The sequence below is a fragment of the Pseudoflavonifractor phocaeensis genome (genome assembly GCF_016901735.1).
GTDB lineage: Bacteria > Bacillota > Clostridia > Oscillospirales > Oscillospiraceae > Pseudoflavonifractor_A.
Map to the genome: position 1 here is coordinate 1 of NZ_JACLZC010000026.1, position 12,424 is coordinate 12,424.

A 12,424-nucleotide genomic window follows, 5' to 3' on the forward strand; every position below is an offset into this window, starting at 1 on the left:
TTGCGGTGAGGGTCCACCCGTTCCCATCCCGAACACGGCAGTTAAGCTCACCTGCGCCGAAGATACTTGTCTGGAGACGGACCGGGAAAATAGGTAATGCCAACACAGATAAGGGTCTGGTCTGACCGGACCGGACCCTTGATTTGCCTCCTTAGCTCAGTCGGTAGAGCATGCGGCTGTTAACCGCAGGGTCGTTGGTTCGAGTCCAACAGGTGGCGCCATGAAGAGTACGGCTTGCCGTCACATATGGATGGGGCGGCAAGCTTCTTTTCTCTCCAAAACCGAACACCGGCCGATGGGCCTTTAGCTCAGTTGGTTAGAGCAGCCGGCTCATAACCGGTCGGTCCACGGTTCGAGCCCGTGAAGGCCCACCATATAGGGGTATAGCTCAGCTGGTAGAGCAGCGGTCTCCAAAACCGCGTGCCGAGGGTTCGATTCCTTCTGCCCCTGCCATACAACTTCATACAGCTTTGCTGTTTTCTTTATAGTGTAAATGGCGCGGTAGTTCAGTTGGTTAGAACGCCGGCCTGTCACGCCGGAGGTCGAGGGTTCAAGTCCCTTCCGCGTCGCCATTTGCTGCTATAGCTCAGTAGGTAGAGCGCATCCTTGGTAAGGATGAGGTCGGCAGTTCGAATCTGCCTAGCAGCTCCATAAAACGCCCGCTTTTCACGTGAAAAGCGGGCGTTTTATTTGCTTTTTGCAACTATTTTGGGCGGTTTGAATTTTGGCTCTTGCCTTTGACCACAGAACCAGCCACAGACAGGAAAAAGACGGGCCTCCGAGGGCGCTTTGCCCTTGGAGGCCCGTTTACGCAATACGGCAGGTTCTCCCGGTCAACTTGCCGCACTTTCCTGTTTTGTCTGTTTTTTTCCGGCGGCGATCTCTGCCTTCATTTCCCGGATCAGTTCTGCCAGCTTTTTCTCACACTCGGCTTCCGTTTTCGCGTAGACATTCCGGGCCATGCGCTGGCCGTTGACGATGGGGGAGTAGCGGCCCTCCCACAGATGGTCGTTGATTTGGGTGACGCAGCCGGTACCTGGTTTGCGCCGCTGTCCCTTGCGGGCCTGGAATGTGCTGGGAGGAGGTTTCTGGGGTGCCACTTCCCGCCTGGGCTTCGGTTCGGCTCTCCCGATCCCCCTGTCGATCTTGTCCGCCGCGCTCTGCCGCATGGCATCGGTGACGTGGGTGTAGGTGTTCAGGGTGGTGGCGCTGGACACATGGCCGATAATGGTGCTCAGCGTCTTGATGTCCATGCCGTGTTCCAGGGAGGCGGTGGCGAAGGTGTGCCGCAGATCATGGAACCGCAGGCGCTTGCACTCCGCCCGTTCCAGCACCGTCTGAAGCCGCTTCCGGACGGCGGCCGGGTCCAGCGGGGAGTCCTCCTTCACGGGCGAGGGGAACATCCACCGGGAGTGGATACCATTTTTATAGGACTTGAGCACGTTCAGGACCGGGGCGGGGAGGAGCACCGTCCGATTGCCCGCCCTGGTCTTGGGCGGGGATACCACCAGCTCGCCTCTTACCCGGTGGACCTGCCTCTCCACCCGCAGGGCGCCGGTACGGAGATTCAGATCGTCCCATTGGATGGCCAGGATTTCGCCCCGGCGCAGGCCGGTGGACAGCTCCAGGAGGAGCAGTTCGTAGCATCCGTCCTCCCTGGCTTGGATCAGCAGCCGCTGGATCTCCTCTGGGGTCAAAATCTTCATTTCCCTGCCCTTGACAGGCGGAAGTTTACAACTGTCCGCTGGGTTGCGGAAGATCAGCTTCTCCTCCACTGCCTTGTCCAGTGCCGCGTGGAGGGTGGTGTGAATGCCCCGGATGGTTTGATCCGAGAGACCTGCACCATAGAGTTCTGTGCGCAGCAGCCGCCCACTCTGTTTCAGGCCGGTATAGAACTGCTGGATGTTCCCGGTGGTCAGCTTGTCCAGCTGGATATGGCCTAAGGCGGGGATGATGTGCTGATAGATCCGCCGCTCGTATGACATTTGGGTGTTGGGCCGGAGGTTTGCTTTCTTGTATTCCTGATACCAGCGGTCCAGCCAGGCACCCAGCGTGATCCCCGGCCTGGTTGGTTCGGGGGCGGGCGTCTCCAGGCGCTCCCGCAGCTCTTTCAGCTTGACCGCACATTCCGTTTTCGTTTTAGCAAGGACATTTTTGGTTTTGGGCAGGCCCTTCTCATCATAGCTGATGACGATGCGCCCTTCCCAGCGGCCATCCTTTCTCAGGCGGACACTGCCGTCGCCGTGTTTTCTGCGTTTTGCCACGGAGCCATCTCCTCTCCCAAATAGTCGGTCAGGAACCCGCCCACGATCTCCGACGCCCGCTTTTGCATATCCCCGGTGGTGTGGGTGTAGGTGTCCAGGGTGAAGCTGGCTTTGGTGTGGCCCAGAATGCCGGAGAGCGTTTTGGCATCCACTCCGCTGGCCAGGGCGTGGGTGGCGAAGGTGTGCCTTAAATCGTGGAATCTAAGTTCAGGCAGTCCGGTCTCCTGCAGGACTTTTTTCAGCTGGCGGTATGCGGTGCCGGGATTCAGCGGGGCTTCCGGGCGAAGTGGATCATGGAAGATCCAAGGTGAGTAGGAAGTCTTTTTTCGCAGTCGCAGCCGTTCCGCCGTGCTGGTGGGCAGGAGGATGGTCCGGGTCCCAGCGTAGGTCTTGGTATCTCCCGCCACCAGACGGCCACCGTTCTCTTTGCGCAGCGTCCGGCTGACCCTGAGTGTGCCCTTTCGTCCATCAAAGTCGCTCCACATGAGGCCGCAGATCTCACCCAGCCGCAGGCCGGTGGTAAGTTCCGTGTAGAAAAAATCCCGCCAAATGGGATCTTTGTCGGCTGCGGCCAGGAAGACCTCCAGTTGCTCCTCGGTCAGAATGTTCATCGCCTTGTGGGGAACTTTAGGAGGTTTCACGTGTTTGGCAGGGTTGTTGGGCATCAGCCCCTGGTCTGCCGCCGCTTGGAGGGCCTGGTGGAGGACGGCGTGGATGCCGTGGACAGTGGTGGGAGAGAGGCCGAGGCTTTGACCGGGGCGGGGGGCGATCCGTCCACGGTCCTGAAGCTCACGGTATAGGTCCCGCAGATCCTCAGCGGTGAGTTGCGTGAGCTTCTTCCGCCCCAGGCGGGGTTTGACATGGCGGCCTATGTCGCCTCGGTACCGTTTCAGGGTGTCGGGCCGCAGGGTGAGTGACATCTGCTCCAGCCACCGGTCCAGCCACTCTGACAGCGTCATTCTGCTCTCCTCCGTCAGGTCCACTCCCTGATAGGCGTCGATGTTCTGCCGGAGTTTGGTGGTCAATTCCTTTTGGGTATCTGCGTAGACATAGCGGAAGATGGAATCACCGTTTTCCTTGTGGCCCACCACGATGCGGCCCTCCCACCGGCCGTCCTCCCGTTTACGAACCATGCCGTCGCCGGATGGTCTTCGCTTTGCCATTTCCGTCACCTCCGAGATTTTTATCTTTGATTTGCGATGCAATTTTTGGGTGGCTCACTTGATAGGCGGATATTTGTGAGGCTCCGCTACCCATTGATACACCACGGCCCCACAGCGGCGGCAGATCAGATACCGAAGCCGGCTGCCCAGGAGTCCGTGTTTCTTGTAGGTCACAAGCGCCTCGCCGTGCTGCCAGCCCAGGCCCAGATCGTCGCTCCCGCAGTATTGGCACCGCTGGACTGGCATTTGATTAGTCGTCATGTTCTTCATTCCTCCTCAGCAACACAACATACCACAGAAACAGGAAATAGCCAGGGGCACGGCGCACTATTATCAAATTGTTATCATTTGGGGGCGCAGTTTCAGTTGTCAGTTCCCGCTGGGCATCAGATCCCGAGGGCTTTTTGTTGTTTACAGTGCCGTAATTTTTGAGGGGGTCACATCCCGCCCATGATCATTCCTCCCTGGTTCTGCTCCTCCTCGTGATCGTCCGGCTTGTGGCCCATGGCGATCTTCTTCTCCTGGATTCTTCTTCGGAGTTTGCGGTCCACATGGAGACCGGCGCTGGATTGTGGCAGGGCGTGATCCTCAAAGATCCGGCTCATGTGGTAGAGCAGGTGGGTGGCCGCCAGCATGACGGAGGGCGGACGGAGGTAATTCTGGTGTTCCAAGAAGAATTGTGCATACCGGTTTCCCTGGGCGGCGGAACGGCTGAACCAGTCCATCGCCTGAGCCTGGTCGTGAGTCACGCCCTGTCCTGTGAGGTACAGCTTGCCCAGCATATATTGAGCGTACTGGTTGCCTGCCTCCGCCGACTGGGTGAACCAATCCGCTGCTCTTGTGGCGTCCTTGTTGACGGCGTTCCCCTCCAGATACTCTTTGCCCAGACGGTATGCGGCGAAATGGCTTCCGTTTTCCGCCGCCTGTTTCAACCAGCGGATGCCCTCGTCCGGGTCCCGCACCTCCAAATCGCCGGAGAGGAGCAGCTTGCCAAGGGCGTACTGTGCTTCCGTCAAACCCTGTATTGCCGCCTGGGTGAACCAGTGCTTTGCCTTTTGACTGTCCGGGATCAGCAGAGGACCGTCCCGATAGAGCTGACCCATCAAGTATTGAGCATGGGTGTCGCCTCGCTCCGCCAGCCGCTCCAGTTCCTCTGCCACCTCGTCACGGTCTGCCAGAGAAAGAGACTCGTCCCGGATGATCTGCCGCAGTTTCCAGCAGGCATCAGACTCACCACGCACCTGCTCCGCCTCGTCGTGGCCAGCCAAGTTCGCATCCTCGAAAGTGATCTCCCCCAGACGGATACGCTCCGCCTCCTGGATGACAGCGTTTTTGATCTGCCGGAACTCCTTCTCCTGGGACAGCTTTTTCTTCTCTCTGGGTTTGTCGTGGTAGTAGCTGTCAACTTCATTTTGAAGGGTGTACCACTGGTCGTAGCACGCCTGAACCACCGGCAGTTCCTCCAGTTTGTCCACTACCTCGTCCACCGTTTTCTTCACAGATTTGGGGAGATAGCCGTAGGACTTCTTGCCCTTGACAACCTCCAGCTGTCCAGCCAGCTGCTCCATCTTCTGCTCGATCTCAGGAGCCGAGCAGATACTCTGCGCCATCTCACGGGTCAGACGTCGAATGGCCCTGCGTGCCTTCCACACCAACTCATCCCGCGACTGGGACTTCTGCTCGTAGGTGTGAAGCATCTCCTGCCGGAAGATCTGATTGGTCAACTGAGACTTAATCTTGTGGATACCCTCCCGCGTCAGGTATGCCTCGCTTGGCATCGTTGACCACGCCATCATGTGGACATGGGGGTGGTCACCCTCGTCGTGGTAGGCGGCGTACCAGCGGAAGTTTCCCGGAGAAATATTCATCGCTGCGGCGATGTCATTGCGGTTAGCCCGGAGCAAATTTTGCCACGCCCTGGCGTTGTCGTAGCCAAGACGGGCGGCATCCTCGCGTTTCAGGGAGATGATGTGGGTCCAAATGTTGCCGGTGTAGTGATCCAATTCGTCCATGGCTTGCTCCAGATTCACACCGTCCTCGTCCCCAAAGAGCCCGTGGTCACCAAGCCGCTCCGCCCGTGGACGGGTGGCGATGTACTTCATGTAGCCGTCTGACTGCTGCACCGCCGGCCAGTTTTCCTCCAGCGCCCTGGTGATAAATGCAGAGGCGTTTGCTTTGGTGGGCTTGGATTCGTAGTCCAAATACTCACCCAGCTCCTTCGCCTCCGGGAAATCTTTTGTCAGTTTTCTGACCAACTGCTCCTGCTTTCTCGTTGGCGGACGGTCATCCGGGAGCAGTTCCACCCGCTCTCTGGTCCCGATGTAGCGCAGATAGCCGCTGACAGAATTTCCTCCGTCACACTTCAGGTAGGGGCTTTTCAGGATCAGTCTTGCCACTCATCGCCCTCCTCCCAAGCCCCACGTACCCGCTGCTCCAGCGAGACACGGCCGTTGGTCTTTTTCACATTTTGCACGCTCTCCGATCTCCGGCGGCGGAGATCCTCGTCGCTGAATTGATAGGCGTCGGCGAGGATACCGGCCACCATGTCCTGCTCCACCGCCTGCCGGAAGGCCAGGGAGGACAGCCGCTCCTCCAGTTGTCCCAGCCGCCCGTCCAGGTAAGACTTGATGGAGGTGGGGAGGAACAAACCAGCGTCGTTGGCGCTGAGGTAGTCCAGGTAAAAGTCCACCGCCCGCTCGACGAAGGCGGTCATGCTCCGGCTTCCGTCCTCCTGATACCGGCGCTCCAGGATGGCTTTCTTCTCTGGAGTGAGATAGAAAGCAAATCTCTCTTTTTTGCCCATAAACTGCTCCTTTCCGGGGCATGACCCCTATTTTTTCGTTATGGCAGTAGGAGTTCGGGGATTGTGACCACAAACGTGATCCCCGCCGCCTGTTTTTGACCCCACTTTTGATACACCCAAAACTCCCGTAACTGCCCGCACTGCGGGCAGTTGTGACCGGCCGAAGGCGCCACCGGCGACCCCGGCGTTTATCCTGCTTTCCCTTTCGTCCTTCGGTTCCGCTCCAAAAGGGCCGGAAGCCTTGTACCGCAACGCCTCCCACAACCGGCCCACACTGGCCTGAAACCCGCCGAGAGGGGCAGGGACTCTGCCCCTCCCGCAATCGGGGCACACAGTGGCCCACAGGCGGTCACGTTGGGCTTTCCCGCGCCCGCAGGAGTTTCGCCACTCGCTGGCGTTCTGTGGCTAACTCCAATTCCGCCAGTTGGCGGTCGTAGTGCTGGTCAATCACCTCTCCGATAGGCCGGAGAGTAAACAGCAGATTTCCGTTGCGCCTGCCGCTGGACTTGGTAATGACCTCGGTGGGTTCGGTGGTGATGAGACCACGCTCCTCCAGTTGACGGATGTACTTGCGGACAGTATTTTCACTCATGCCCACTGCTTCGCCGATGGTTTTGATGCTGGGCCAGCACTGATGCGTCTTTCGATTTTCGCACCGTTTCAGGAAACTGTACACCGCCAGCTCGCCATAGTCCAGTCCCAGCTGGAACAACTCGTTGGGCAGGAAGAAACCGTCCCGATAATTTCCGTACTTCATGTGCTGCCTCCTGTGTGTTCCTTCACCCACTGGATGAACTGCTCCTTGGGTACCACCATCCTGTTGCCGATGCGCAGTACCGGGAAGCCCGGCTCGTGCATCAGTTCATATCCGCTGGACGGTGAGACGCCCAATACCTTCGCCACTGTTTTTGAGTTGAGAAACAGCGGCAGCTCCTCATAATTTTTGTAGGCAGACTCTTTCATTTTGATTACCCCCTCTACTACTTTACCCGAGGACATTTCTGAAGTGACATAGAATTGACACACCTGTGCTTCTTTTAACCCCCTCACTATGTATTGGGGAAATAATATCCTTTTGACATATTTCTGACAGAAAAGCGGAGCGCCTGCTTGGTCAGCAGACGCTCCGCTCAGTGTTGGGTCGATTCAGTTTTGCGCCGGTTTCCGCAGACGGCATTTTCCATCTGCTTCGTCCCGATCCTTCAGCAGACGAGCCAGGGCAGAGAAAAACTTCTTTTGCAGATAGTCCACGCTGCCCCGGTTGAGCTGATGGGCCTCTGCGTACTTGCGGATGGACAGGCCGTCTACAAACTGCTCCCGGAAATAGTCCCGGTATTCTGACAGGATGGTTTTCAGAGCGTTGTCCAGAAACTGCAGATCCTCTTTCAGCTTGGCGAAATCACTTCGTGTGATGGCCGCATATCTTTTTTCTTTCACGCAAAGGTGGTATTTGTTCCAGTCGAAGGTGTAGTTCTCGCAGAGTTCCTTGGCGTATGCGTGGTAGGTGAGAGACTGCTGATACTCTCGGGAGTCGTATTCTTCATCCAACTGCCGCCGATGCCGTTTGCGCACCGGCCCCCGGAAGCCCTCATCTTCCAGTCTTTCGATGGCAGCCGCTGAGATCTTCATGTTTATCTGCCGCTTGTACTTGGCCTTCCGCTCTCCATCCACTTTTACGAAGGCGCAGAAGGATTTTTTGCTGGAGGTGCAGTACCTGGGGACATCCGCGAAAGGATAGGAAGTCCAGATGACGGTCTCCTCTCCGGTGTCGGCATCGGTGGCCGTGGAAATCACATAGACCACCTTGCCATCGTACCGCCGGTAGTACCCAGCACAGATCCGCCTGCCCGCCATTGCCGTACCTCCATTCTTTTTCTGCCTTCAGTATAGCGAAGCGCGGGCTTTCTGTAAATGGTGGAGGTTTTTCTTTGTTTTATTCCCCAGCAGGATTTGAGGGCGCTTGTCTGTTATAGGCGATTTATTATTTAGTAAAATTTTAGTAAAATCTATTGACTTCGACAGCATCAGAAATATAATGGGTTTAGAACGACATAAAAGGGGGAACTTCATGGCAACAATTAAAGATGTAGCCCAGGCCGCCCAGGTCTCGGCTGCCGCGGTTTCCCGAGTTCTAAATAAGGATGACAATATCTCTGTCACGCCGGAGGTGCGGGCCCGGATTTTTCAGGCGGCTCACGCCCTGGGCTATGTGTCCCCACGGCAGCGGAAGGCGGCGGAGCACAAGACTCATCTGGTCATCGGGGTGGCGGACTGGCGAATCATACGCCCGGATCGGCCCAATGTGCGGCTGTCCTCTCTGTCCTGCCTGGTGCAGATGATGACGGACCAGTATGAGGTCTCCTTTGTGCGGCTGACCTTTGGGGAGCCCCAGAAAGTGGACGGCATCATTGCCCTGGGTGTGTTCAGCGAGAAAGAGATCGACTTTCTCCGCTCTCTGTCCTTTGCTATCGTTTTCGTGAACTCCAATCAGCACAACTATGAGTTCGACCAAGTGCAGGTGGACTTTGACCGGGGCCAGGAGCAGATGGTGTCCTATCTGCTGGATCAGAAGCGGTACACCGGCCTGGGGTATATCGGCGGCATCTACGACGGGCCCAATGGCCGCATCGGTGCCCACCGCCTGGCAGCCATCCAGCGTATCCTGGAGGAGCGCGGCCAGTACGATCCCCGCACCTTCCATGTGGGGGAGATCAGCCGGGAGAGCGGCTATGCACTGGCCAAGAAGGCCGTGGAGGAACATGCTCTGGCTGAGGCCATACTGCTGGGCAGCGACGAGGTGGCTGAGGGCGCTCTGGAGGCTTTCCGGGAGCTGGGCATCCGTGTGCCGAAAGATGTGGCGGTCATTATTTATCAGGATATTCAGACTTTGGAGAGCAAGTGGCCCACCGGCACCTGCCTGGAGATGTTCCCGGACTATGTGTGGGAAAACGCCCTGGAGCTGCTGTTCGGGCGAATCAGCCAGCGCCGCTCTCAGGCGGTCACCGTCACAGTGCCTACCCACCTGAAGATCGGCGACACCGCCTGATCTCCTACAATGGTTATAAGAGGAATTTCCTCTGTAACAGATACATTCTAAATCAAAGGCAAAATACAGCAAACATCGAGGAGGATTAAAGTATGAAAAAAGCACTTTCTCTCCTGCTGGCCGGCGTGATGTGCATTGGCCTGTTGGCCGGCTGCGGCGGTCAGAACACGGAGGACACCCAGGGCTCCGGCAGCACGCCGGACACCAGCAGCACCCAGGAGAGCGGGAACAAGACTATCGATACCCTGCGCATCGCCTTTGTCCCCTCTCGGGAGCCGGAGGAGATCATCACCGCCACCGAACCCCTGAAGCAGATGCTCACCGATGAGCTGGCTAAGCTGGGCTACGACGTGGGCGAGGTGGACATCACCGTGGGTACCAGCTACGAGGCGGTGGGCGAGGCCCTGTCCGCCGGCACCGCCGATGTGGGCCTGATCCCCGGCGGCACCTATGTGCTCTATGACGACGGCTGCGACGTGCTGCTGACCGCCACCCGGGACGGCCTGTCCATCGACTCCGACAACGCCAAGGACTGGAACGACAACGCCCCCACTGAGCCCACCACCGAGCAGGTCACCAGCTATCGGGCCCTGATGATCGCCGGCCCCTCCGAGAAGGGCCAGGAGCTGGCCGCTAAGGTCAACGCTGGCGAGGCCTTGACCTGGGAGGACGTGAGCAGCGCCAACTGGAGCGTGGCCAACTCCTCCTCTCCCGCCGGTTACATCTATCCCTCCCTGTGGCTGCAGGAGAATTTCGGCCACAACATCACCGACCTGCCCCACGCGGTGCAGTCCGACTCCTACGGCAGTGCCTTCGCCCGTCTGGCCTCCGGTCAGGTGGACATCCTCTGCACCTAGGCCTGTCCGGCGCAGGCAAGTCCACTCTGATCCGCACCATCAACCGGATGCACGACATCACCCAGGGGGAACTGACGGTAGACGGCACCGACGTCATGTCCCTCCACGGGAAGAGCCTGCGGAAGTTCCGGCGGAAGATCGGCATGATCTTCCAGTCCTTCAACCTAATCACCCGAACCACCGTCATCAAGAACGTGCTCACCGCCTTTGTCCCCGATTTGCCCTGGTGGCGGGCGACTCTTGGCTTCTTCACGAAGGATGAGAAGATGAAAGCGTTGGAGGCGCTGGACCAGATGGGCATTCTGGACAAGGCCTTCGTCCGGGCGGACCAGCTCTCCGGCGGCCAGCAGCAGCGGGTGGCCCTGGCCCGGACCCTGGCCCAGGACCCCCAGATCATCCTGGCAGACGAGCCGGTGGCCTCCCTGGACCCGGTGACCGCCAAGCAGGTCATGGACGATTTCCAGCGGATCAACCGGGAGATGCACATCACAGTCCTGATCAACATCCACCATGTGGAGCTGGCGCTCCAGTACGCCACCCGGGTGGTGGGCATCCGGGCCGGTGAGATCGTCTACGACGGCCCGGCGGACCAGGTGGATCAGGCGGTTCTGGACGCCATCTACCAGGGGAAGCAGGAGGAGCCGGCATGAGCGTATACGACAAGATCTTCCCGCCCAAGCTGCTGACACTCCCCAACGGAAAACAGATATCCAAGCCTCGCTCTCGGGCGCCCCTGGCAGCAGTCATTCTGGTGGCCATGACGGCCCTCTCGGTAGAGGTCACTGGTTTTGATATGGGCGTTCTCGTCAGCCGGATCCGGGAGTTCTTTGTTATCCTGGGGGAGATGATCCCGCCGGAGTGGGACTATATGTCTCAGATCTGGCAGCCCCTGTTTGATACCATCAAGATGTCTCTGCTGGGCTCTTTCATCGGTTCGATCCTGGTGGTTCCCTTTGCCATGCTGGCCTCCACCAACATCATCCACAGCCGGGTGGTGGTGGCCGCCATGCGGCTGTTGCTGAGCATCATCCGCACCCTGCCCACCCTGGTCTCCGCCTTGATCGCCACCTACATCTTCGGCCTGGGCACCCTGGCGGGCACCACGGCCATCGCCATCTTCACCTTCGCCTACATCGGCAAGATCCTCTACGAGGAGATCGAGACCGTGGACATGGGCCCCTTCGAGGCCATGGAGGCTATGGGGGCTACCAAGGTGCGCTCCTTCATCAGCGCCATTGTTCCCCAGGTGCTGCCCTCCTATCTCTCCAACTGCCTGTTCTGCTTTGAGGGCAACGTGCGCTATGCCTCCATCCTGGGCTATGTGGGCGCCGGCGGACTGGGCCTGATCCTCAACGAAAAGATCGGCTGGCGGGAGTACGCCAGCGTGGGCATGATCCTGCTGGCCCTGTTCGTCACCGTGTTCATCATCGAAACCATCAGCCGCGCCGCCCGGAAGCGGCTGGTATAAGGAGGGGACGCCATGAACAACCGAATCGAAGCGGCCTATGAGCAGCGGCCCCGCCGCTGGGTGTTTGAGCTGGCCGTGGCACTGGTCGTAGTGGTCCTGCTGGTCTGGAGCGGCTCCGCCGTGGAGACGGCGGGCACCACCCAAAACGGCGCGGTGATCGCCTGGAACATCCTGGCGGGCATCTTTCATCCGGACACAGACCTGCTGTTCAATTTCACCACCCAGGGCGTACCCTATCTGCTGCTGGAAACCATTTGTATCGCGTTCCTGGGTACCATTGTAGGCGCTATCATCTCCATACCCCTGGCGTTTCTCTCGGCCTCCAACCTGACCCCCAAGCCTGTGGCCTTTCTGGGCCGAATCATCATCATGGCGGTGCGCACCGTTCCCGCCTTTGTCTACGGACTCATGTTTATCCGGGTCACTGGGCCGGGCGCCTTCGCGGGACTTCTGACCATGTCCCTGTGTTCTGTTGGCATGGTGAGCAAAATGTATATCGAGGCCATCGAGGACCTGGATGTGCGGGTGCTGGAGTCCCTGGACGCGGCGGGCTGCACCACCTGGCAGAAGATCCGCTACGGCATCCTGCCCCAGCTGATGCCCAACTTCGCCTCCACCGCCATTTACCGCTTTGACATCAACCTGCGGGATGCCACCGTGCTGGGACTGGTGGGAGCCGGCGGCATCGGCGCGCCGCTGATCTTCGCCATGAACTCCTACCGCTGGGAGGAGGCCGGCGCCATCCTGGCGGGTCTCATCGTGCTGGTGCTGATTGTAGAATGGATCTCCACCAAGATCCGGGTCAAGCTGGCCAGGGGGTAAT

At 58.8% G+C, this 12,424-nt stretch carries 13 protein-coding genes, 5 tRNA genes and 1 rRNA gene; 11 read left to right on the forward strand and 8 right to left on the reverse strand.

The window, feature by feature from the left end; genetic code table 11:
* The 6 genes from rrf to H7U37_RS07270 all read left to right on the forward strand — a co-directional run.
* A 5S ribosomal RNA gene (gene rrf, locus H7U37_RS07245) occupies nt 1-105 on the forward strand; the annotation flags it as partial.
* 40 nt (nt 106-145) lie between these two features.
* Nucleotides 146-221: transfer RNA gene (locus tag H7U37_RS07250), tRNA-Asn, on the forward strand.
* 76 nt (nt 222-297) lie between these two features.
* Nucleotides 298-374 (forward strand) — tRNA-Ile (locus H7U37_RS07255).
* A 3-nt stretch (nt 375-377) separates the two neighbouring features.
* Nucleotides 378-453, forward strand: a tRNA-Trp gene (locus tag H7U37_RS07260).
* Between the two features lie 42 nt (nt 454-495).
* Nucleotides 496-572, forward strand: a tRNA-Asp gene (locus H7U37_RS07265).
* Nucleotides 573-575: 3 nt separating this feature from the next.
* Nucleotides 576-651 (forward strand) — tRNA-Thr (locus tag H7U37_RS07270).
* 182 nt (nt 652-833) lie between these two features.
* Here H7U37_RS07270 and H7U37_RS07275 read toward each other — a convergent pair.
* The 8 genes from H7U37_RS07275 to H7U37_RS07310 form a co-directional block, all read right to left on the reverse strand.
* The gene (locus tag H7U37_RS07275; RefSeq protein WP_204874780.1) at nt 834-2,264 is read right to left on the reverse strand and encodes a tyrosine-type recombinase/integrase; all 1,431 of its coding nucleotides are present in this window, start codon (nt 2,262-2,264) and stop codon (nt 834-836) included.
* Nucleotides 2,222-3,427 carry a tyrosine-type recombinase/integrase gene (locus tag H7U37_RS07280; protein WP_204874781.1) on the reverse strand — a complete coding sequence of 402 codons (1,206 nt, stop codon included), beginning with the start codon at nt 3,425-3,427 and terminating at the stop codon, nt 2,222-2,224. Before H7U37_RS07280 ends, H7U37_RS07275 begins: the two co-directional genes overlap by 43 nt.
* Before the next feature lie 54 nt (nt 3,428-3,481).
* Nucleotides 3,482-3,688, reverse strand: a complete 207-nt coding sequence (locus H7U37_RS07285; protein ID WP_087289700.1) for a hypothetical protein — start codon at nt 3,686-3,688, stop codon at nt 3,482-3,484.
* Nucleotides 3,689-3,864: 176 nt separating this feature from the next.
* The gene (mobP3, locus tag H7U37_RS07290; RefSeq protein WP_204874782.1) at nt 3,865-5,823 is read right to left on the reverse strand and encodes a MobP3 family relaxase; all 1,959 of its coding nucleotides are present in this window, start codon (nt 5,821-5,823) and stop codon (nt 3,865-3,867) included.
* A complete protein-coding gene (locus tag H7U37_RS07295; protein WP_204874783.1) occupies nt 5,811-6,230 on the reverse strand; it encodes a hypothetical protein in 420 nt (139 codons plus the stop codon). The genes mobP3 and H7U37_RS07295 overlap by 13 nt, the downstream gene beginning before the upstream one ends.
* 349 nt (nt 6,231-6,579) lie before the next feature.
* Complete coding sequence (locus tag H7U37_RS07300) at nt 6,580-6,987, reverse strand: helix-turn-helix domain-containing protein (protein WP_101691962.1); 408 nt, start codon at nt 6,985-6,987, stop codon at nt 6,580-6,582.
* Nucleotides 6,984-7,193, reverse strand: coding sequence for a helix-turn-helix transcriptional regulator (locus H7U37_RS07305; protein WP_204874784.1), 210 nt, complete (start codon nt 7,191-7,193; stop codon nt 6,984-6,986). Before H7U37_RS07305 ends, H7U37_RS07300 begins: the two co-directional genes overlap by 4 nt.
* 183 nt (nt 7,194-7,376) lie before the next feature.
* Nucleotides 7,377-8,084 (reverse strand): hypothetical protein, encoded by a 708-nt coding sequence (locus H7U37_RS07310; protein ID WP_204874786.1) that lies wholly within the window; start codon nt 8,082-8,084, stop codon nt 7,377-7,379.
* 214 nt (nt 8,085-8,298) lie between these two features.
* Between H7U37_RS07310 and H7U37_RS07315 the strand changes: the two genes are divergently transcribed.
* The 5 genes from H7U37_RS07315 (at nt 8,299) to phnE (H7U37_RS07335) (ending at nt 12,423) form a co-directional block, all read left to right on the forward strand.
* Nucleotides 8,299-9,276 carry a substrate-binding domain-containing protein gene (locus tag H7U37_RS07315; RefSeq protein ID WP_087397099.1) on the forward strand — a complete coding sequence of 326 codons (978 nt, stop codon included), beginning with the start codon at nt 8,299-8,301 and terminating at the stop codon, nt 9,274-9,276.
* Nucleotides 9,277-9,368: 92 nt separating this feature from the next.
* Nucleotides 9,369-10,133 (forward strand): PhnD/SsuA/transferrin family substrate-binding protein, encoded by a 765-nt coding sequence (locus tag H7U37_RS07320; RefSeq protein WP_338049801.1) that lies wholly within the window; start codon nt 9,369-9,371, stop codon nt 10,131-10,133.
* A gap of 47 nt (nt 10,134-10,180) precedes the next feature.
* Nucleotides 10,181-10,783 (forward strand): phosphonate ABC transporter ATP-binding protein, encoded by a 603-nt coding sequence (locus tag H7U37_RS07325; protein WP_338049802.1) that lies wholly within the window; start codon nt 10,181-10,183, stop codon nt 10,781-10,783.
* Nucleotides 10,780-11,601, forward strand: coding sequence for a phosphonate ABC transporter, permease protein PhnE (gene phnE / locus H7U37_RS07330; RefSeq protein WP_204874788.1), 822 nt, complete (start codon nt 10,780-10,782; stop codon nt 11,599-11,601). The genes H7U37_RS07325 and phnE (H7U37_RS07330) overlap by 4 nt, the downstream gene beginning before the upstream one ends.
* 12 nt (nt 11,602-11,613) lie before the next feature.
* On the forward strand, nt 11,614-12,423 hold the full coding sequence (gene phnE / locus H7U37_RS07335; protein WP_204874789.1) for a phosphonate ABC transporter, permease protein PhnE: 810 nt from the start codon (nt 11,614-11,616) through the stop codon (nt 12,421-12,423).
* The last annotated feature ends 1 nt before the right edge of the window (nt 12,424 follow it).

What these genes read in the sequence shown, in the direction of transcription:
- H7U37_RS07280 (WP_204874781.1), bottom strand. Translation starts at nt 3,427, where the DNA reads ATGGCAAAGCGAAGACCATCCGGCGACGGCATGGTTCGTAAACGGGAG.
- H7U37_RS07285 (WP_087289700.1), bottom strand. Translation starts at nt 3,688, where the DNA reads ATGACGACTAATCAAATGCCAGTCCAGCGGTGCCAATACTGCGGGAGC.
- H7U37_RS07295 (WP_204874783.1), bottom strand. Translation starts at nt 6,230, where the DNA reads ATGGGCAAAAAAGAGAGATTTGCTTTCTATCTCACTCCAGAGAAGAAA.
- H7U37_RS07300 (WP_101691962.1), bottom strand. Translation starts at nt 6,987, where the DNA reads ATGAAGTACGGAAATTATCGGGACGGTTTCTTCCTGCCCAACGAGTTG.
- H7U37_RS07305 (WP_204874784.1), bottom strand. Translation starts at nt 7,193, where the DNA reads ATGAAAGAGTCTGCCTACAAAAATTATGAGGAGCTGCCGCTGTTTCTC.
- H7U37_RS07310 (WP_204874786.1), bottom strand. Translation starts at nt 8,084, where the DNA reads ATGGCGGGCAGGCGGATCTGTGCTGGGTACTACCGGCGGTACGATGGC.
- H7U37_RS07315 (WP_087397099.1), top strand. Translation starts at nt 8,299, where the DNA reads ATGGCAACAATTAAAGATGTAGCCCAGGCCGCCCAGGTCTCGGCTGCC.
- H7U37_RS07320 (WP_338049801.1), top strand. Translation starts at nt 9,369, where the DNA reads ATGAAAAAAGCACTTTCTCTCCTGCTGGCCGGCGTGATGTGCATTGGC.
- H7U37_RS07325 (WP_338049802.1), top strand. Translation starts at nt 10,181, where the DNA reads ATGCACGACATCACCCAGGGGGAACTGACGGTAGACGGCACCGACGTC.
- phnE (WP_204874788.1), top strand. Translation starts at nt 10,780, where the DNA reads ATGAGCGTATACGACAAGATCTTCCCGCCCAAGCTGCTGACACTCCCC.
- phnE (WP_204874789.1), top strand. Translation starts at nt 11,614, where the DNA reads ATGAACAACCGAATCGAAGCGGCCTATGAGCAGCGGCCCCGCCGCTGG.